General features: G+C 73.1%; 15 protein-coding genes. 10 read left to right on the plus strand and 5 right to left on the minus strand.

All coding sequences use genetic code 11. From position 1 onward, the window contains the following. Positions 1-2 precede the first annotated feature (2 nt). The 7 genes from ACQKQD_RS07895 (at position 3) to ACQKQD_RS07925 (ending at position 7,159) form a co-directional block, all read left to right on the plus strand. Complete coding sequence (locus ACQKQD_RS07895) at positions 3-1,262, plus strand: hypothetical protein (protein ID WP_020092350.1); 1,260 nt, start codon at positions 3-5, stop codon at positions 1,260-1,262. Next, complete coding sequence (locus ACQKQD_RS07900) at positions 1,259-1,900, plus strand: hypothetical protein (protein ID WP_020092351.1); 642 nt, start codon at positions 1,259-1,261, stop codon at positions 1,898-1,900. The genes ACQKQD_RS07895 and ACQKQD_RS07900 overlap by 4 nt, the downstream gene beginning before the upstream one ends. Before the next feature lie 233 nt (positions 1,901-2,133). Beyond that, the gene (locus tag ACQKQD_RS07905) at positions 2,134-2,985 is read left to right on the plus strand and encodes an AAA family ATPase (protein WP_056532716.1); all 852 of its coding nucleotides are present in this window, start codon (positions 2,134-2,136) and stop codon (positions 2,983-2,985) included. A 64-nt stretch (positions 2,986-3,049) separates the two neighbouring features. Continuing rightward, the gene (locus ACQKQD_RS07910) at positions 3,050-4,000 is read left to right on the plus strand and encodes a 3-hydroxyacyl-CoA dehydrogenase family protein (RefSeq protein WP_427508026.1); all 951 of its coding nucleotides are present in this window, start codon (positions 3,050-3,052) and stop codon (positions 3,998-4,000) included. Beyond that, complete coding sequence (locus ACQKQD_RS07915; RefSeq protein ID WP_020092354.1) at positions 3,997-4,755, plus strand: SDR family NAD(P)-dependent oxidoreductase; 759 nt, start codon at positions 3,997-3,999, stop codon at positions 4,753-4,755. Before ACQKQD_RS07910 ends, ACQKQD_RS07915 begins: the two co-directional genes overlap by 4 nt. A gap of 18 nt (positions 4,756-4,773) precedes the next feature. Further along, positions 4,774-5,661: a 3-keto-5-aminohexanoate cleavage protein gene (locus ACQKQD_RS07920; RefSeq protein WP_427508027.1), complete on the plus strand. Its 888-nt coding sequence runs from the start codon at positions 4,774-4,776 to the stop codon at positions 5,659-5,661. A 268-nt stretch (positions 5,662-5,929) separates the two neighbouring features. Beyond that, positions 5,930-7,159: an ABC transporter substrate-binding protein gene (locus ACQKQD_RS07925; RefSeq protein ID WP_020092356.1), complete on the plus strand. Its 1,230-nt coding sequence runs from the start codon at positions 5,930-5,932 to the stop codon at positions 7,157-7,159. A 158-nt stretch (positions 7,160-7,317) separates the two neighbouring features. Here ACQKQD_RS07925 and ACQKQD_RS07930 read toward each other — a convergent pair whose 3' ends face one another. Further along, a complete protein-coding gene (locus ACQKQD_RS07930) occupies positions 7,318-8,199 on the minus strand; it encodes an aldo/keto reductase family oxidoreductase (RefSeq protein ID WP_427508028.1) in 882 nt (293 codons plus the stop codon). A gap of 92 nt (positions 8,200-8,291) precedes the next feature. On the opposite strand from ACQKQD_RS07930, the gene ACQKQD_RS07935 reads away from it, so the two are divergent. Continuing rightward, on the plus strand, positions 8,292-9,212 hold the full coding sequence (locus ACQKQD_RS07935; protein ID WP_427508029.1) for a LysR family transcriptional regulator: 921 nt from the start codon (positions 8,292-8,294) through the stop codon (positions 9,210-9,212). On the opposite strand, the gene ACQKQD_RS07940 is transcribed toward ACQKQD_RS07935, so the two are convergent. The 3 genes from ACQKQD_RS07940 to ACQKQD_RS07950 all read right to left on the minus strand — a co-directional run bounded on the left by ACQKQD_RS07940 (position 9,196) and on the right by ACQKQD_RS07950 (position 15,178). Continuing rightward, positions 9,196-12,357 carry an autotransporter domain-containing protein gene (locus ACQKQD_RS07940; protein WP_427508030.1) on the minus strand — a complete coding sequence of 1,054 codons (3,162 nt, stop codon included), beginning with the start codon at positions 12,355-12,357 and terminating at the stop codon, positions 9,196-9,198. The two genes, ACQKQD_RS07935 and ACQKQD_RS07940, sit on opposite strands and share 17 nt — an antisense overlap. A 411-nt stretch (positions 12,358-12,768) precedes the next feature. After that, positions 12,769-14,547, minus strand: a complete 1,779-nt coding sequence (locus ACQKQD_RS07945; protein ID WP_427508031.1) for a methanol/ethanol family PQQ-dependent dehydrogenase — start codon at positions 14,545-14,547, stop codon at positions 12,769-12,771. Positions 14,548-14,581: 34 nt separating this feature from the next. After that, the gene (locus tag ACQKQD_RS07950) at positions 14,582-15,178 is read right to left on the minus strand and encodes a TIGR00730 family Rossman fold protein (RefSeq protein WP_091925932.1); all 597 of its coding nucleotides are present in this window, start codon (positions 15,176-15,178) and stop codon (positions 14,582-14,584) included. Positions 15,179-15,405: 227 nt separating this feature from the next. Here ACQKQD_RS07950 and ACQKQD_RS07955 point away from each other — a divergent pair, with 227 nt between their 5' ends. Then, positions 15,406-16,902 carry a LysM peptidoglycan-binding domain-containing protein gene (locus tag ACQKQD_RS07955; protein WP_427508098.1) on the plus strand — a complete coding sequence of 499 codons (1,497 nt, stop codon included), beginning with the start codon at positions 15,406-15,408 and terminating at the stop codon, positions 16,900-16,902. 10 nt (positions 16,903-16,912) lie between these two features. Here the strand turns inward: ACQKQD_RS07955 and ACQKQD_RS07960 are convergent, their stop codons facing one another. Further along, positions 16,913-18,247, minus strand: coding sequence for a PLP-dependent aminotransferase family protein (locus ACQKQD_RS07960; protein ID WP_427508032.1), 1,335 nt, complete (start codon positions 18,245-18,247; stop codon positions 16,913-16,915). Between the two features lie 104 nt (positions 18,248-18,351). Between ACQKQD_RS07960 and ACQKQD_RS07965 the strand changes: the two genes are divergently transcribed. Then, positions 18,352-18,546, plus strand: a complete 195-nt coding sequence (locus ACQKQD_RS07965; RefSeq protein WP_427508033.1) for a DUF1127 domain-containing protein — start codon at positions 18,352-18,354, stop codon at positions 18,544-18,546. The last annotated feature ends 27 nt before the right edge of the window (positions 18,547-18,573 follow it).

The raw sequence follows: 18,573 nt of genomic DNA on the forward strand, positions 1-18,573 counted from the left end.
GGATGGATGCGACGAGGCCGATGATCTCCATCAAATCGATATTTGCCGGTCCGGCAGCGCCCCCCAGCCGCGACCTCGAGCGCGAGAAGCGCGAGTGGAAGCTGGAGTCGGACCGCTGGCGGCACCAGCGCCACGTCGAGAAGGGCTACCGCATCAAGTGGGGCTACGTGGCGATCGCGTACCTCGTCGAGTTCATGGTGATCGGCGCCTCGCTCTGGGGCGCGTGGCTGTTCGCGGGCGTCTACAGCGACGGCGACTGGCACGCCTTCTACTTCATGCTGCTGGCGCCGCTGGTCTACGCCGCGGTCGAGCTGTGCCGCGTGCCGCTCGGCATCCTGGCCCGGACCCAGCGCTCCTACTTCGTGCGCGGCCTCGCCGTGCTGGGCATCATCTTCGCGGCGGGCGTGACCACCAAGTCGGTGTCGCAGCTCGGCGAGATGATGTTCCATCCCCGCCTGATGGAGGCGGCCCGGACCAAGACCGCCCTGAAGGACGCCCAGGCCGACCGCGCCACGATCGGCGACCGGATCAAGGCGGCCGACGAGCGCGTGGCGCAGTACACGGCCGAGCTCGACCAGATCGAGAAGCGCTCCGCCGACAACGCCCAGCAGCTCGCCGGCCTCCCGGCCCAACGCTGCGAGCGGGTCTTCGGCACCAACAGCAAGGGCCGGAAGTACCAGAACCTGAAATGCGTGGCCGATCCCCGCGTCGCCGCCCTGTCGCAGGGCGTCGCCAAGGCGTCCGCCGACCGCGCCGGGATGATCAAGGACCTGGAGGAGGCCCGCAAGGCGCGCGCCGCCCTGGATCCGGGCGCCGCCGACCGGCGCGTGGCCGATGCCGAGCAGGGCTACCGGAACGCGGTCAACCGGTCGCAGCTCCACTCCTTCACCGCCATGGTCTACGGCGTCGACCCGATCGACGTGACCGAGAGCCAGGTCCACGCCTTCCTGCGGATCTTCGTGTTCCTGCCCGCGGTCTGCGCCGCCTTCGCGTCGACGATCCTGGCGCTCTGCGCGGTCTCGACCCGCCGGACCTTCATGGACGAGGACGATCTCGGCGCCGCCGTGAACCCGGAGGCGGCCCCCTACATGCTCGACGCGATCGCCGACGCCCTGCGCTCGCACCCCGAGCCGATCCTGCCGCGCGCCGCCAACGCGTCGGGCGCGGTGATCCCGATGAACCGGCCGGCCCAGGGCCAGCAGGCGCTGCCGAACCAGACCCATCCGGGCCCGACCCTCCCTGCCGCTGGAGCCGGCGCATGAACTACGTCGCGAGCGGGACCCCCGAGAACATCGCCCTCGCCCAGCAGGTGAATTCCCGCCTGCGGGCGGATTCGAGCTACGTCGCCGCCCGGGCCTTCCTGTTCCGGGCGCTGGGCTTCGGCGCCTTCGCGTGCCTCGCGGGCATCGGCGTCGGCGCGGCGGCCTACGGCTGGGCGACGCTGAACCAGTTCGACACCGCCGCCGAGAAGATCGCCGCCGCCATGCAGGCGGCGCTCTCGGACGTGACCCTGAAGACCAAGGGCGAGGTCACGCTCACCGACAACACCCTCAAGCTCGAGGGCCTGCCCAAGGCGCCGGCGACGCCGACGCCCACCAAGGCGCAGCTCGGCAACGACGCCGCCCCGGCCTCCAAGGCCGCGGTGAACACGACCTTCACGGTGTTCAAGCAGGTGCCCTACCTCGACGGGCAGATCGTGACCGGCTGGAACTTCAAGGACAGCGCCGAGCAGCCCTACCAGCAGTACTGCTACTTCTCCCGCCGCTCCAACGAGGCGAAGGGCCAGGTCGAGATCAAGATCGACCTCGCCATGGACGGCAAGACCCTGCCGCAGCCGCAGAAGTCGGACGTCAACCTCGAGATCCTCGCCCGGAACTGCGTCTGGCACGAGAAGGGCTGAGATCGCTCGCGGCGCCACCGTCCTTGCGAGCGAAGCGAAGCAATCCAGGGTAGCGCCACGCCTCCGGACGTCCCGCTGCTCTGGGTCACTTCGCTTCGCTCGTGATGACGGCGTGGACCATCGGGCGGGCGCATCAGCCGGCACCGACTGGGACGGCCGGGAGGGCTCGGCGCTTGCGGCCCGGCGGCGCGGCGCGCTACCCCTTGGCCCGAGCCCCTCTCTCCGAGACCGCGATGCGCTTTTCCGGAACCGAGACCTACGTCGCGACCCCCGACCTCACCGCGGCGGTCAACGCCGCCGTGGTCCTGGAGCGGCCGCTCCTCGTGAAGGGCGAGCCCGGAACCGGCAAGACCGTGCTGGCCGAGGAGATCGCCAAGGGCTTGGGCGCGCCGCTGATCGTCTGGAACATCAAGTCGACCACCAAGGCGCAGCAGGGGCTCTACGAGTACGACGCGGTCTCGCGCCTGCGCGACTCCCAGCTCGGCGACCCCCGGGTCTCGGACATCTCCAACTACATCCGGCGCGGCAAGCTCTGGGAGGCGTTCACCGCGCCCGAGCGCCCGGTCCTGCTCATCGACGAGATCGACAAGGCCGATATCGAGTTCCCCAACGACCTGCTGACCGAACTCGACCGGATGGAGTTCCACGTCTACGAGACCGGCGAGACCGTGAAGGCCGTGCGCCGGCCGATCGTGATCATCACGTCGAACAACGAGAAGGAGCTGCCGGACGCGTTCCTGCGCCGCTGCTTCTTCCACTACATCAAGTTCCCCGATTCCGAGACGCTGCAGCGCATCGTCGACGTCCACTATCCGGGCATCAAGCACCGCCTTGTCGAGGAGGCCCTGCGGACCTTCCTGGCGATGCGCGAGGTCCCGGGCCTCAAGAAGAAGCCCTCGACCTCGGAGCTGCTCGACTGGCTGAAGCTCCTCGTCTCCGAGGACATCGCCCCCGAGACCCTGCGCGAGCAGGACGGCCGCAAGCTGATCCCGCCGCTGCACGGGGCGCTGCTGAAGAACGAGCAGGATGTCAGCCTGTTCGAGAAGCTGGCCTTCATGATGCGCCGGGACCAGCGCGGCGGCTGAGGCCGGACGGACGACCCGAGGATTCCCGCGAGAGGAGCCCGGGGCAGGGACAGGAGCGTGCGGCATGGGCGAGATCGCGATCGTCGGCGGCGGCGTGATGGGGCACGGCATCGCCCTGGTGCTGGCGCTCGCCGGCCACGGCGTGCGGATCACCGACACGCGGCCCGAGACCCGGGCGCGGATCCCCGGCCTGATGGAATCCGCCCTCGCGACCCTGCGGGAGGCCGGCGCCGCCCCGGAGGGCTGGGATGCCGCGCGGCTGGCCCGGGCCGTCCGGGTCGAGGCGGCGCTCGACGCGGCGGTCTCGGGCGCCGGCCTCGTGATCGAGGCGATCACCGAGAACCCGGAGGCCAAGCGCGCGCTCTTCCACGAGCTCGACCGGCTCTGCCCGGCCGACGCGATCCTCGCCAGCAACACCAGCTACCTCGACGTCTTCCCGCTGATCCCGGAGCGCCGGCAGGCGCGGGCGCTGATCCTGCACTGGTACACGCCGCCCTACATCGTCGACCTCGTCGACGTGGTGCCGGGGCCCGGCACGGACCCGGCGGTCGTCGCCGCCATGGCCGAGTTCGTGCGCGGCCTGGGCCAGGTCCCGATCGTGCTGAAGCGCTTCATCCCCGGCTACGTCGCCAACCGCATCCAGCAGGCGATCAGCGCCGAGGTGTTCCGGCTCCTCGACGAGGACGTCGCCGCGCCGCGGGACATCGACGACGCGATCGTCCACGGGCTCGCCTTGCGCATCCCGATCCTCGGCCACCTCGCCAAGGCCGACTTCACCGGGCTGGAGCTGACGCAGCGGGCGCTGGCCAACGGCAGCTACGCGCCGCCGCCGCCGCGCACCCGCTCCGAGACCCTCGACGCCCTCTGCGCCGCCGGCCGGACCGGGGTGATGGCCGGCAAGGGCTATTTCGACTGGGGCGGGCGGCCGCCGGAAGAGCTGTTCCGCGAGCGCGACCGCAAGCTCCTGGCGCTCAAGGCGGCGATGGCCGGGATCGGCCGGATGGAGGGATCATGATCGGAGCGGACCTGTCCGGACGGCGCGTCCTCGTCACCGGAGCCTCGTCGGGAATCGGGCTCGCGACCGTCGCGATCTTCGCCCGCAACGGCGCCACCGTGGCGCTGAACCACCTGCCGGACGATCCCCGCGGCCCCGAAGAGGCCGCCCGGCTCGCCGGAGCCGGATTCTCGGTGATCGCGCTGCCCGGCGACGTGTCGCGGGCGGGCGAGGCCGAGGCGATGGTTGCGGCCGGCATCGACCGGCTCGGTGGCCTCGACGTGCTCGTCAACAATGCCGGCACGTCGGGCACGACCACGCCCATCGCCTTCGAGGATCTCGACGCGATGACCGAGGATTTCTGGGCCACGATCCTGGCGACCAACCTGCTCGGGCCGTTCCGCTGCGCGAAGGCCGCGGCCGCGACCCTCAAGGCGAGCCGCGGCGCCATCGTCAACACCGCGTCGGTGGCCGGCCTCGGGCGGCGCGGCTCGTCGGTCGCCTACTCGGCGAGCAAGGCCGGACTGATCAACCTGACCCGCAGCCTCGCCCGGGCGCTGGCGCCGGACGTGCGCGTCAACGCGGTGGCGCCCGGCCTCGTCGCCACGCCCTGGACCGAGCCCTGGTCGGAGGAGCGCAAGGCCTCGACCGTGGGGCGCACCATGCTCGGCCGCATGGCCCGCCCGGAGGACATCGCCGAGACGATCTTCTTCCTGGGCGCGGGCGCGGCCTACATCACGGGCGAGACCATCACGGTCGACGGCGGAGCGATCTGACGCGCGGGGAGCACACACATGGCGAGCACCACCGTCATCACCTGCGCCCTCACGGGCTCCTTCGACACGCCGCGGAAGAACCCGGCCGTGCCGGTGAGCCCGGAGGCGATCGCCCGGTCGGCCCTCGAGGCCGCCGCCGCCGGGGCGGCCGTGGTCCACATCCACGTCCGCGACCCCGAGACGGCCGCGCCGAGCATGGAGCTCGCCCATTACCGCGAGGTGGTGGAGCGGATCCGCGAGAAGAACGACGCCGTGATCCTCAACCTGACCACGGGGGCGGGAGGCCGGTTCGTGCCGGGCGACCCCGACCCGTCGGTCGCCGGCCCGGGCACGACCTTCGTGGGACCGGAGGCCCGCACCCGGCATGTCGGCGCGCTGCGGCCGGAGATCTGCACTCTCGACATCGCCACGATGAATTTCGGCGAGCACCTGTTCCTCAACACCCCCGGCCACCTGCGGGCGATGGCGGGCCACATCCGCGACGCGGGCGTGAAGCCCGAGATCGAGGTGTTCGATCTCGGCCAGATCGAGCTGGCCCGGCACCTGATCGCCGAGGGGCATCTGGCGCGCCCGCCGCTGTTCCAGATCTGCCTCGGCATCCCCTGGGGGGCGCCCGCGACGCCGGAGGCCCTCGTGGCGATGCGCGCCCGACTGCCGGAGGACGCGGTCTGGTCGGCCTTCGGCATCGGCCGGGAGGAGTTCCCGATCCTCGCGGTCGCCGCCGGCATGGGTGGCAACGTCCGCGTCGGGCTGGAGGACAACCTGTACCTGTCCCGGGGCACGCTCGCGCCGAGCAACGCCGCCCTGGTGGAGAAGGCGGTGAGCCTGCTGGCCCACATCGACCGGGAGCCGGCCACGCCCGATCAGGCGCGGGCGATGTTTGGACTGACGCCGCGGGGCGGTTGAGAGGCCGATCGCCGCCGCTCACCCGTCATCGCGCGCGCAGCGAAGCGACCCAGGACAGCGCGACCTCGGCGAGCGTGGTGCTGCTGGATTGCTTCGCTCTGCTCGCAAAGACGGCGGTGCCGTCTCGGGCGGGGAGGGCTGCCCCTGACGGATCGCCGGCATCCTCACGCGCACCCGTTCCAGCCGCGGACCGCCACGGATACTCTGCCTTCGGAAACAGCCCGAGCGGCGATCAACGCCGCCGGGTGGACACGACAGGGAGAGAGACATGACGCTCCGCCACCGCGCCGCGGCGCTGCTCGGGAGCTTGTGCGCGCTCGGCGCCGGCGCGGCGCTCGCGGCCGACCTCGTGCCGGTGAAGATCGGCGTGCTGAACGACCGCTCCGGCGTCTACTTCGACTCCACCGGCGAGGGCTCGGTGGTGGCCGCCCGCATGGCGGTCGAGGATTTCAAGCCGGAGGAACACGGGCTGAAGGTCGAGGTCGTCGCCGCCGACCACCAGAACAAGCCCGATGTCGGCGCCTCGATCACCCGGCAATGGTACGACCGCGACGGCGTCGACGCGGTGTTCGACGTGCCGACCTCCTCGGTGGCGCTCGCCATCGCGCAGATCACCAAGGAGAAGAACAAGGCGTTCATCAACTCGGGCGGCGGCACCGCCGACCTCACCGGCCCGGCCTGCACGCCCAACACCGTGCACTGGACCTACGACACCGCGGCGCTGGCCAACGGCACCGGCAAGGCCATCCTCAAGCGCGGCGGCAAGTCCTGGTACTTCATCACCGCCGACTACGCCTTCGGCCTCGCCCTGGAGCGCGACACCAAGGCGGTGGTGGAGAAGAACGGCGGCAAGGTCGTCGGCGGCGTGCGCACGCCGTTCCCGAACCCGGACTTCTCCTCGTTCCTGCTCCAGGCCCAGGCCTCGGGCGCGCAGGTGATCGGGCTCGCCGATGCCGGGCTCGACGCCGCCAACGCCATCAAGCAGGCGCACGAGTTCGGCATCCGCCAGGGCGGTCAGACGCTCGCCGCCCTGCTGATCGCCATCACCGACATCCACTCGCTGGGCCTGGACGTGGCGCAGGGCCTCGCCTTCACCGCCTCGTTCTACTGGGACCTCAACGACGGCACCCGGGCCTTCGCGGAGCGGTTCGAGAAGCGCATGCCCGGCAAGAAGCCGACCTCGTACCAGGCGGGCGTCTACGCCAGCACGCTGCACTACCTGAAGGCGGTGGCGGCCCTGCACTCGGCCAAGGACGGCGCTGCCGTGGTCGCCAAGATGAAAGAGATGCCGACCGACGACCCGCTGTTCGGCAAGGGCACGATCCGGCCGGACGGGCGCAAGATCCACCCGATGTACCTGTTCGAGGCCAAGGCGCCCTCCGAGTCGAAGGGCGCGTGGGATCTCTACAAGGTGCTGGAGACGATCCCGGCCGAGCAGGCCTTCCGCCCGATGAGCGAGGGCGGCTGCCCGATGGTGGCCGGCATGACGGCGAAGTAGGCCTCGGGTCGCTCCTTTCCGCACCGCCGTCCTTGCGAGCGGAGCGAAGCAATCCAGACGGCGCGACGGCCGCCGTCGTCGCGCTGCCCTGGGTCACGTCGCTGCGCTCGTGATGACGGTGAGGGAGACCGCAACCGAGGCGTCCGGACGGAAACCGTTCACGCCGCCCCGATCCGATCCAGCGCCGCCACGGCGTCGTCCGGGAGCGCGAGTTCGGCCGCCGCGAGGTTCTCGCGCAGGTGGCCGAGGGACGACGTCCCCGGGATCAGCAGGATGTTGGGCGACCGGCGCAGCAGCCACGCGAGCGCCACCTGCATGGGCGTCGCGCCCAGCCCGGCCGCCACCGCCGACAGGGTGTCCGACTGCAGCGGGCTGAACCCGCCCAGCGGGAAGAACGGCACGTAGGCGATCCCGGCCGCCGCCAGATCGTCGACGAAGGCGTCGTCGTCCCGATGGGCGAGATTGTACTGGTTCTGCACGCAGACGATGTCGGTGATCCGCCGCCCGTCCGCGACCTGCCGGGGCGTCGCGTTGCTCAGGCCGATCCGGCGGATCAGCCCCTGGCGTTGGAGATCCGCCAGCACCGTCAGCGGCGCCTCGATCGAGCCTTCCGCGGGGCCGTGGACGTCGAACATCAGGCGCAGGTTGACCACGTCGAGGGCGTCGACGCCGAGGTTGCGCAGGTTGTCGTGGACCGCCCGGGTGAGGTCCGCGGCCGAGAAGGCCGGGTTCCACGAGGCGTCGGCCCCACGCGTGGCGCCGACCTTGGTGACGATCACGAGGTCGTCCGGATAGGGGTGCAGCGCCTCGCGGATGATCTGGTTGGTGACGTGCGGCCCGTAGAAGTCGCTCGTGTCGATGTGGTCGACGCCCGCCGCCACGACCGCCCGCAGCACCGCGACCGCCGCCGCGCGGTCCTTCGGCGGCCCGAACACGCCGGGCCCGGCGAGCTGCATGGCCCCGTAGCCGAGTCGCTTCACTTTCCGGCCACCGAGGGGGAAGGTCCCGGCCTGCGCGATGTCGGCGGTGATGGCGGTCATGACGGATCTCCTGTTGGCGCTCCGGATGTAGACGCCACGCTTTGCGCCGATAAGCCGTGACAATCGGCACGGGCCGTGCGGATTCTCGAACGATGACCCAGGATCTCACGGACCTCGCCGCCTTCGTGACCGTGGCGCGGGCCGGCGGTTTTCGCGAGGGCGCCCGCGCCGGCGGCGCGAGCGCGTCGAGCCTCAGCGAGGCGGTGCGCCGGCTGGAGGCGGGCCTGGGGGTGCGCCTCCTGAACCGCACCACCCGCAGCGTCGCGCCGACCGAGGCGGGGGCCCGCCTGCTGGAGCGGCTCGGCCCGGCGCTCGCCGAGGTGGAATCCGCCCTCGACGTGGTGAACGGGTTCCGCGACCGTCCCGCGGGCACGCTCCGGCTCAACGTGCCGCTGAGCGCTGCCCGGCTGGTGCTGCCAGCCCTCGTGCCGCCGTTCCTGGCGGCCTACCCGGAGATCCGCCTGGAAGTGGTGGTCGAGGACGGGTTCGTGGACGTGCTGGCGGCGGGCTGCGATGCCGGCATCCGCTACGACGAGCGGCTGGAGCAGGACATGATCGCCGTGCCGATCGGCCCGCGGCGGCAGCGCTTCGCCACCGCGGCGGCGCCCGCCTATCTCGAGAAGCGCGGCCGGCCGGAGCACCCGCGGGATCTCCTGGGCCATGCCTGCCTGCTCGGGCGCTTCCCCAGCGGCGCCCTGACGGCGCCCTGGGAGTTCGAGCGCGACAGCGACATCGTCCGGGTGGACCCGTCCGGCCCGCTGATCGTGCGGGTCGGCGCCAGCGACCTCGCGGTCGAGGCCGCGATCGCCGGCACCGGGATCGTCCACCTGTTCGAGGACTGGCTGCGGCCGCAGCTCGCGAGCGGGGCCCTGGAGCCGGTGCTGGAGCCCTGGTGGCAGGTCTTCTCCGGCCCGTTCCTCTACTATCCCGGCCGGCGGCACCTGCCGGCGCCGCTGCGCGCCTTCGTGGACTTCGTCGGCGCGCAGGCGTCGCGCGCTAGAACCGGAGGGTGAAGCGGCCCGTCACGGCCTGATCCTGGGCGCGGGCGCCGGTCTGACCCGTGTAGGCCACGCCCAGGCTCGCGTCCGGCGCCACCGCCAGGTCCAGGCCCACCTGCGCCACCAGCGCGTCCCGGGCGATCGGCACGCCCGCGCTCAGGAAGGCCGGGCCGCCCGCTCCGAAGGCCAGCAGAGCCGTCGGCACGACGTCGCCGAACGCGCGCCGGTAGCCGACGAGACCCCGCAGCGTCACCGGCAGGCCGAGACCCAGGTCCAGGCGCGCCTGCGCCCGCACGCCGACCGTCGCCGCGCCGAGGTCGTAGTCGCGCGCGAAGCTCGCCAGCGCCGCCGCGCCCCCGGCCTCCGCGAAGGCGCCGCGCCGGATGCCGACATAGGCCCCGCCCGCGAACGGCTCGACGAAGCGCGCCGCCGGCGTGCCCAGCGCGATCCTCCAGCCGATCTCGCCGAAGCCCTGCACCGTGGAGCCGCCGCCGTGCCCGCTCAGCGTGTCGGACAGGCCGTACTGCACCGCGCGGCGGGTGCGCGCGTCCGTGTCGGCGAAGAGCGCGCCGAGCCGCAGCGACAGCGGGCCGAGCTCGTAGCCGCCGTACAGGCCGCCGAACCCGCTCCTGAGCGTCGCGCTCTCCGCCCGGCTCGCGCCGCCCGCCCGGCCGGCGCTGTCGAGGAAGGCCTCCGTGTAGCCCCCGGCCGCGCCGAAGCGCAGCCCGCTGGGGAGCCGCACGTCCGCGCCGGCCGCGAAGCCGGCGATCTGCCGGTCGAGGTCGAACGCGTTGCCGCCGCCATCGGCCGTGCCGAGGGCGCCGAAGCCCTGGCCCCAGAGCCCGAACACCTGCGGGTCGAGGGTGCGCACCGGCACGGTCGCCACCACCGGGGCCCGGCCGGGCAGGTCGGCCGCGTCGGCGGCCGGCAGGGCGCCGGCGTCGAGCCCGGCACCGGGATCGCCCCAGCGCAGCCGGTCGAGCACCGCCTCGCGCACGAAGAAGGCGGTCTCGTAGGCGGTGGACACGGTGCCGGCGTGGATGTCGCCGGCCAGCGCCCGGAAGCCGCTGCCGGTCTCGTTGGCCGTGAAGGCGACCGCCGCGTCGTAGAGCCGGCCGGCGCCGATCGCCTGGATCGCGTTGGCGGCGGCCGCGCCGTTGCGCGAGGTAGCGCTGGCGGCGAAGGGCACGTCGTTGCGGGTGAGCGTCAGGTCGACCGCGTCGGTCCGGTAGCGCAGGCCCGGGGTGAGGAAGGCGAGGTTCGCGGTCACGCCGGCGAACCGGCCGGAGACGCCGCCGGCGGCGGAGAGGATCGTGTAGGTGGTGCGCGGGTTGTAGGCGCCGGAGGCGGCGCGCACCTGGACGGTGCCGCCCGACAGGGTGGCGGTGCCGGTGGCGGCGATCCGGTCGGCCCGGCCGGCGGCGTCGGCCTCGACCCGGTAGGTCGACCCCGGCGCCAAGCCGACGTTGCCGGCGACCGTGAGCGTGCCGATGGAATTGCCCGGCGCCACCGTGGCGCCCGCGAGCGCGACGATCCCGCCCAGCGTGCCCGAGCCGCCGAGCTCGGCCCCCGGCAGCACCGACACGACCGAGTGGGCGAGGCCGCCGTTCACGACGAGCCGACCGGCCTGCACCGCGGTGGCGCCCGTCAGCGTGCTGAGCCCGGTGAGCGTGAGGGTGCCCACCCCGGTCTTGGTGAGGGTCCCCGAGCCCGAGACGGCGTTGGCCAGCGTCCCGTCGGTCGATTGATCCACGACGAGCGCCGCGTCGTCGACGATGGCGCCCGTGCCGAAGGCGCCGGCATGGCCGACGAGCGTCCCGCCGCCGATCGTCGTGCCGCCCGCGTAGGTGTTGGCGCCGGTCAGGACCAGCGTCCCGCTGCCGAGCTTTACGAGGCCGCCCGCGCCGCCGATGTCGTTGCGCCAGACGTCGTAGGCCGAGAACCCGCCCCTGGCCGCGTCCATCGTGACGGTGACCGTGCCGTTGAAGGCGCCGTAGCCGTCGGCGGCGGCGAACAGGTTGATGCGGTCATAGCCCAGCCCGTTGTCGAGGAAGCCGCCGGAGGGCAGCTCCGTGGTCGCGATCACGTCGCGGCGCTGCGCCGCCGTGAGGTAGGGAAAGCGGGTCGCGAGCAGCGCCTCGGCACCCACGGGGACCACCGGCGGACGGTCCGTGGGCCCGACCGGTGGCAGGCCGTAGGTCAGGCGCGCCGTGTAGGCGGCCTTGTTGCGCGCGTAATCGGAGAACCGGTCGGTGGCCGGATCCACGGGCGCGTGGGCGCACCGCTCCAGCGGGCCGCCGCAGGCCTGGCTCAGGTAGCTCTGCGCCTGCGCGAAGGCCTCGCCCAGCAGGGCCGCGTTCGCCGGGTCGTTGAGCGCCCGGATGGCGAAGTAGGTCGCCAGCACGCGGCCGCCGATCACGTCGGTGGGCGAGTGCATGCCCGCCTCGATCCGGTTGTCGCCGAGCTCGCTCGCGCGGGTGAGCAGTTCCTGGAAACGCTGCGGCACCGCGTAGGCCAGGGCCAGCGCCGACAGGTAGGCGGCGTTGGTGTGGCCGCTCGGGAAGCCGCCGTCCGTCGCGGGGGTCGGGCTCTTCTCCGGCCCAAGGGAGGGCGGCACGACGAAGCCGAGGCCCTGGCCGTCCAGGCTCTGCCGCCAGGGGCGCGGATAGCTGTAGGCGTCCTTGGCCGGGCCGGTGGAGGCGTTGGTCCGGAACGCGTTGACCAGCTGCACGACCTTCCCGAGGGGCGACGTCGTCACGCCGGCACCGGTCCCCTGGTCGACGTACTGCACGCGCGACGTGGTCGCGTCGAAGGCCGGGATCGTGGTGGTCGCCCCCGATCCCGCCAGATAGGCCCGCGTCAGCGGTCCGAGGCCGTCGATGACGCTGTAGCTCTGGTTGCGGCGGTCGTCGTAATAGGCGGCGATCTCCTGCGCGCCGGTCCGCTCCCGCGCCCGCTCGGCGACGATCTGGATGTTGCGCAGCAGGAGGGGCGCCCCGAGCGCCGTGGGCGATCCGGTGTCGTAGGTCCGTCCGGGGATCCAGATCCGCCGGAAACCCGACAGGATGTCGACGCCGTTGCCGGCCGTCTGCGCCTGGGCGCCCGGACCGAGCAGCACGACCGCCAGCGCGGCGAGTGAGACCCCATATCCTCGTGTCATGACGCGCTCCCCGACACCGCCCCGTCCGGCCGGTCGCGCGCCCCATATCCAAGATCATCGAGGTCAGATCGTCATAGTTCGTTCAAAATCGGACGCATTTTCGATTCGTATCCTCTGAGCAAGACTCTGTGAGGCGGCTTATTTCTTATAGCTATATTTGAGAAATTGGAATTTTTACTTCTGAATTTGCCCGAACAGCACTTCTGACCGGTCATCGATCGCCGTGAGCGGCGCGGCCGCGTCTGGATAGGCCCGCCCGAGACCGGCCACCGGCGCCGGTGGCGGGGTCATGCGGGACAGGAGAGGCGGCCCGGGATGCGTCCAGCCAGACCCGGCGCGGGAGCGCCTCGGAAGGTCGGGGAGATGCCGTGCGAATCGCCCGGTGGCGCGTGCGGACGCCGCCGGGGCGGCTCACTGCGGCAGTTCGAACACCGTGAGCTGCCCGCCCGGCGCCGTGTACTGCGACAGGGCCGCGTAGCCCCCCACCGCCCCCGAACCGTCCGCGGGGTCGGTCAGCCCGGCCGCCAGGCCGATCCCGGCCCAGCCGCCGACCCCGGACAGCACCGCGACGTACTGCTTGCCGCCGTGCAGGTAGGTGGTGACGTTGCCGACGATCCCGGACGGGGTCTTGAACCGGTACAGCTCGTGCCCGTCCCGGGCGTCGACCGCCTTCAGGTAGCCCTCCAGCGTGCCGTAGAAGACCACGTTGCCCGCCGTGGCGAGCGCCCCCGACCAGACCGAGAACGGCTCCGGGATCGTCCAGGCGATCCGGCCCTTCGCGCCGTCCCAGGCGATGAACGCCCCGGTCCGGTCCGAGCCCTCGGGCGGGTGCAGGGTGAGCGTCGCGCCGACATAGGGCTGGCCGGGCGTGTAGGTGACCCGGAACGCCTCGTAATCCATGCACATGTGGTTGGTCGGCACGTAGAACAGCCGCGTCTTGGCCGAATAGGCGGCCGGCTGCTGGTTCTTGGCACCGAGCGCCCCGGGACAGATATTTTTGGTTGCTTCGTCCTCGTCGGCCTCGCCGGGGGCGTAGCGCTTGTCGACCACCGGCTTTCCGTAATCGGGCGCGGCGGGATCCACGCTGATCCAGCTGGCCCAGTTCACCGTGGGGTCGAACTTCTCCGCCACCAGCAGCGCGCCGGTGGCCCGGTCCAGCGTGTAGCCGAAGCCGTTGCGGTCGAAATGGGTCAGCACCTTCCGGGCGCGGCCGTCGATCACCTGCTCGGTGAGGATCATCTCGTTGACGCCGTCGTAGTCCCACTGGTCGTGGGGGGTCATCTGGTAGACCCAGCGGGCGATGCCCGTATCGGCGTCGCGGGCGATGATCGCCTGCGCCCATCGGTTGTCGCCCGGGCGCTGGTTCGGGTTCCAGGTCGAGGGATTGCCGGTGCCGTAATAGACGAGGTTCAGGTCCGGATCGTAGGAGAACCAGCCCCAGCTGCAGGCGCCGCCGGTCCGCCACTGGTCGCCCTCCCAGCTGTTGAGCGAGGAATCGCGGCCGACCGGGCGCCCGAGCTCGGTCGTCGTCTCCGGATCGACCAGCATGTCGGCGTCCGGCCCGGTGGCGTAGGCGCGCCAGAGCCGCCGGCCCGTCGCCTGGTCGTAGGCCGTGACGTGGCAGCGAGCCCCGTACTCGCCGCCCGCGAGCCCGACGATGAGCTTGCCGCGCACCGGCAGGACCGTGGCGGTGTTGGTCTCGCCCCGGCCCGGGTCGCCGTTCCTCACCGACCACAGCACCCGGCCGGTCTCGGGGTCGAGCGCCACCACGGTGGTGTCGGCCTGCTGGAGGAACAACCGCCCGTCCGCGTAGGCGAGCCCCCGGGAGACCGTGTCGCAGCACATCACGGCGATGACGCTCGCGTCCTGCCGCGGTGCGTAGCGCCACAGGATCCTCCCGCCCCGGTCGAGGTCGAGGGCGTAGACCACGTTGGGGAACGGCGTGTGCACGAACATCAGGTGTCCGACCACGATCGGCGCACCCTCGTGGCCGCGCAGGACGCCGGTGGAGAAGGTCCAGGCGACCTTCAGGCGCCCGACATTGCCGGCGTCGATCTGGTCGAGGGCCGAGTAGCGGGTGTTGGCGTAGTCCAGGGTCTGCAGGACCGGCGACGGGCCGGCCGCCGCCGCGGAGGCGAGGCCGGCGAGCGGCAGGGCCGCGAGCAGTGAAGCACGCATCGACGCACGCATCCTCGTGATCCTCATCGCCGCGCGGCGCGCGCACCTACATGCGCTGCTGGACGATGCTCTCGGCCTGGGGGTCCGGCTCGTGGCCGGCCGCGCGGAGCATCGGCACCACCTCGGCCGCCTCGCGCGCGACGAGGTAGCTCAGGTCGAGGCCCTCGCGGATGAAGCCGTGGCCGCGCATGTGCTCGAACAGGGCCAGCAGCGGCGCCCAGAACTCCGCCACCGAGACCAGCACCACCGGCTTCCGGTGGCGCCCGAGCTGCGCCCAGGTCAGCTGCTCGACCAGCTCCTCCAGGGTGCCGATGCCGCCCGGCAGGGTCACGAACGCGTCCGAGCGCTCGAACATCAGGCGCTTGCGGGTGTGCATGTCGGAGACCACCACGGTCTCCTGAATGTCCGCCAGCATGTGCTCGCGCGCCTGGAGGAAGTCCGGGATGATGCCGGTGACGTGGCCGCCGGCGGCGAGCGCCGCCCGCGCGACCGTGCCCATCAGCCCGACGTCGCCGCCGCCGTAGACGAGGCCCATCCCGGCCTGCGCGACCGCGGTCCCGAGGGTCTCGGCGGCCTCGCGGAAGGCCGGGTCGCGGCCGAAGCCGGAGCCGCAATAGACACAGACTGTCCTCACCGGAGCCATCCGGCGTCCTCCTCGCGCGTCCGTTGCGAGCCGTCCAGATCGCGCCCCGCGCCCAACACTCCACGTGCCAAACTGCTGAATTCGCGTGGGATTCACCCGCCTGGGCGGCAGGACGGCTTGGTGTGGGGACCATGTACGGTATTATGGGCGGCGCCGTCGACGGCTTTTCGCGCGGGCGGACGGCCGCCCGCCGGGCGGCGGCAGGATGAGGGGAGGCCTTCGTGGCGATGTCGAGACAGGTGCGGCGCAGTCTCGCCCTGGCGCTGGCCGGCCTTCTCGGCGGACTGGGACTCGTGCTGGCGCTGTTCGGCGGCGACTCCCTGCGGCGGCTCACCGGCCGCGGTGGTCCCGAGCCGTCCGCGTCGTCGGCGCCGAGCGGCAGCCTGCGCAGCCTCGCCGATCCGGGCGCCCTGGCCGGCCGCGCCGACCCGACGATCGACTTCCGCGACGACAAGCCGGGCCGGGCGAGCCCGGCGCCGGGGGAGGGCCCCGTGGCAGCGCTCCCGCAGGCCCCCCGCGCCGGCACCCCCGGGGCGCCGCAGGCCGGCACCGCCGGGGCGCAGCAGGCCGGTCCGGGCCAGGACGCGCGCCTGCCGGAGGCGGCCGAGGCGCCGCGCTTCGACATCGTCCGCGTCGAGCCGAACGGCGACGCCGTGGTGGCCGGCCGCGGCGCGCCGGACGCCGCGATCGAGATGCTGGTCGACGGCAAGCCCGTGGCCCGGGCGAAGGCCGATTCCAACGGTCAGTTCGCGATCGTGCCGCCGGCCCTGCCGACGGGCGCCAGCACGCTCCGCCTGCGCATGACCGGCGCGGACGGGCGCGCGACCGAGTCGCAGCAGAGCGTCGCGGTGGACGTGGCCCCCGGCCGGGACCGCCAGCCCCTCGTGGCCCTGACCGCCCCGGACACCGCGACCGTCGTGCTGTCGCAGCCCGGCGCGCCGGGCGCGACGGCCGACGCGAAGGGCGGCGCCAGATCCTCCGGTCCGGCTTCCGAGCCGGGTACCCGGGACGCCGACGCGGCGCAGGCCGGCCGGCCGGCCGGGAGCGGGGAGACCCGCGAGACCGCGGCGTCCGGGGCGGGGCCGACCCGGATCGCCAGCGTGGACGTGCAGGGGAACGGCCGCCTGTTCGTGACGGCCACCGGCACGCCGGGGGCGCGGATCCAGCTCTACCTCAACGACACGATGATCGCCCCGGGCAGCATCGGGCCGGACGGCCGGGCGACCTTCACGATCGGGCGCGGGATCAAGCCCGGGCAGTACCAGGTGCGGATCGACCAGGTCGATCCGGCCACCGGCAAGGTCGCCGGCCGCGCCGCGGTCCCCCTGTCGGTGCCGGAGCCGACGCAGGTCGCCGCCCGGGAGACCGCCGAGTCCGGACCGTCGCCCGCCCAGAGCGGCGCGCGGGATCGCGCCGGCCCCGATCAGGCCGCGCGCGACGGTGCCGACCGGGACCGGCCGGCCGCGGCCTCGCCGCCGGCCGCCGTCTCGAACCCCCAGGTGGCCGACATGGCGGAGCCGGACCGGGTCGGCGCAGTGTTCGTGCCGGAGATCAGCACCGCCCGGATCACCCGCGGCGACAACCTCTGGCGGATCAGCCAGCGCACCTACGGCCGCGGCGAGCGCTACACGGTGATCTACGACGCCAACCAGAACCAGATCCGCGATCCGGACCTGATCTACCCGGGCCAGATCTTCGTGCTGCCCACCGACAAGCGCGGCTGAGCGGCGCCGCCTACTCCACCACCTGGTCGTCGCCCGCGAAAGCCAGCCGGCGCAGGCCGCGCAGCGCCCGGTCGAGTTCCTCCCGCGACGGCGAGGCCAGGGCGAGGCGCACCGCGTTCGGCGCGTGGCCGGGATGGACCGCGAAGGACGAGGCCGGCAGGAGGGCGATGCCCTGACGCAGGGCCGCGGCCGCGTAGGCCTCGGCCCGCCACGTCTCGGGCAGTTCCAGCCAGAGGTGGTAGGCCTGCGGATCGCCCACGACCCGCAGGTCGGCGAGCGCCGCCCGGGCGAGGGCCTGCCGGGCCGCGGCGTCCCGGCGCTTGGCCTCGGCCAGCGCCGCCGCCGAGCCCCCCGCCATCCAGTGCATGCCGGCCGCGAGCGACAGGCCGAGCACCGTCCAGGCGCCCTGGCGGACGGAGGCGGCGAGCCGGTCGGTGAGGGCAGGCGGCGCGGCGATCAGGCCGACGGTCAGCGCCGGCATCACCCGCTTCGACAGGCTGTCCACGAAGATCACCCGGTCCGGCGCGAGGCCGGCGAGCGGCGGCGCCTCGGCGAGGAAGCTGTAGACCGCGTCCTCGATGGCGGTGAGCCCGGTCCGATCCAGCACCTCCGCCAGGGCGGCCCGGCGCGCCGGCCCCATCGTGGCGCCGAGGGGGTTGTGCAGGGTCGGCTGGAGATAGACGCCGCTCAGCGGGGTCGCGCGGTGGGCCTGGAGCAGCGCCTCGGGGCAGACGCCCTCCGCGTCCATGGCGAGCGGGATCAGCGTGATCCCGAGCCGCGCCGCGATGCCCTTCACCCCGGGATAGGTCAGGGGCTCGCAGCCGATCCGCTCGCCGGGCGCAGCCAGGGCCGCCAGGGCGGCGGCCAGCGCCTGCCGGCCGTTGCCGGTGAACAGGATGTCGGCGGGATCGGGGGCGTAGCCCGCCCGCGCCAGGAACCCGGCGGCGATCGCCTGCGCCGACGGCGTGCCCGCCGGCCCGTACTGCGTGAAGCCGATCTGGCCGTCGTCGCGGGCGAGCGCCGCCAGGGTCTCGGCCAGGACCACCTCCTGCTCGGGCAGGCGCGAGTGGGTCCGCTGCAGGTCGAGGGCGGCCGGGGGCGGCTCTGGGCGGAGCAGTCCGGCGCGCGCCGGCTCGCTGCGGACGTAGGTCCCGCGCCCGACCTCGCCGGTCACCAGCCCCCGGCGGGCCAGCTCGGCGTAGACCCGGCTCGCCGTCGAGACCGCGATGCCCCGCGCGTAGGCGAAGTCGCGCTGCGGCGGCAGCCGCGCGCCGGGGCGCAGCCGACCCGCCGCGATGTCGGCCGCGATCGCGTCGGCGACGGTGCGGTAATCCGCGGGGCGCATAATTGCTCCGAGGTCAATGTTTCAATTGATCCGAGCTTTGTATCGGATCAATGCTCCGCCAGCAATCCCGGCCGGACTGCCTTCCCGCCACCGGATCGTCTGCGATGCAAGCCGTCACCCTGTCCTCCTCGTCCGCCGTCACGCGTCCGGCCGCGCGCCCGTCCCTGCTCCGCACGTGGCTGCAGCGGATCCGCACCCGCCGCGCCCTGGCGGCGCTCCACCCCGACCAGGCCCGGGACGCCGGCCTCGAGCCCTGGGACCTGCGCGCCGAGGTCGCGAAGCCGTTCTGGCGGGCGTGAGGCGGGGGCCTGCACGCAGCGCGGGTG

This window comes from Methylobacterium sp. NPDC080182, assembly GCF_050281105.1.
Lineage (GTDB): Bacteria > Pseudomonadota > Alphaproteobacteria > Rhizobiales > Beijerinckiaceae > Methylobacterium.

Excerpts from the sequence above, each read along its gene's own strand:
- ACQKQD_RS07945 (WP_427508031.1), bottom strand. The coding sequence starts at position 14,547 with ATGCGTGCGTCGATGCGTGCTTCACTGCTCGCGGCCCTGCCGCTCGCC.
- ACQKQD_RS07950 (WP_091925932.1), bottom strand. The coding sequence starts at position 15,178 with ATGGCTCCGGTGAGGACAGTCTGTGTCTATTGCGGCTCCGGCTTCGGC.
- ACQKQD_RS07895 (WP_020092350.1), top strand. The coding sequence starts at position 3 with ATGGATGCGACGAGGCCGATGATCTCCATCAAATCGATATTTGCCGGT.
- ACQKQD_RS07915 (WP_020092354.1), top strand. The coding sequence starts at position 3,997 with ATGATCGGAGCGGACCTGTCCGGACGGCGCGTCCTCGTCACCGGAGCC.
- ACQKQD_RS07920 (WP_427508027.1), top strand. The coding sequence starts at position 4,774 with ATGGCGAGCACCACCGTCATCACCTGCGCCCTCACGGGCTCCTTCGAC.
- ACQKQD_RS07960 (WP_427508032.1), bottom strand. The coding sequence starts at position 18,247 with ATGCGCCCCGCGGATTACCGCACCGTCGCCGACGCGATCGCGGCCGAC.
- ACQKQD_RS07940 (WP_427508030.1), bottom strand. The coding sequence starts at position 12,357 with ATGACACGAGGATATGGGGTCTCACTCGCCGCGCTGGCGGTCGTGCTG.
- ACQKQD_RS07905 (WP_056532716.1), top strand. The coding sequence starts at position 2,134 with ATGCGCTTTTCCGGAACCGAGACCTACGTCGCGACCCCCGACCTCACC.
- ACQKQD_RS07900 (WP_020092351.1), top strand. The coding sequence starts at position 1,259 with ATGAACTACGTCGCGAGCGGGACCCCCGAGAACATCGCCCTCGCCCAG.
- ACQKQD_RS07930 (WP_427508028.1), bottom strand. The coding sequence starts at position 8,199 with ATGACCGCCATCACCGCCGACATCGCGCAGGCCGGGACCTTCCCCCTC.
- ACQKQD_RS07925 (WP_020092356.1), top strand. The coding sequence starts at position 5,930 with ATGACGCTCCGCCACCGCGCCGCGGCGCTGCTCGGGAGCTTGTGCGCG.
- ACQKQD_RS07935 (WP_427508029.1), top strand. The coding sequence starts at position 8,292 with ATGACCCAGGATCTCACGGACCTCGCCGCCTTCGTGACCGTGGCGCGG.
- ACQKQD_RS07965 (WP_427508033.1), top strand. The coding sequence starts at position 18,352 with ATGCAAGCCGTCACCCTGTCCTCCTCGTCCGCCGTCACGCGTCCGGCC.
- ACQKQD_RS07955 (WP_427508098.1), top strand. The coding sequence starts at position 15,406 with ATGTCGAGACAGGTGCGGCGCAGTCTCGCCCTGGCGCTGGCCGGCCTT.
- ACQKQD_RS07910 (WP_427508026.1), top strand. The coding sequence starts at position 3,050 with ATGGGCGAGATCGCGATCGTCGGCGGCGGCGTGATGGGGCACGGCATC.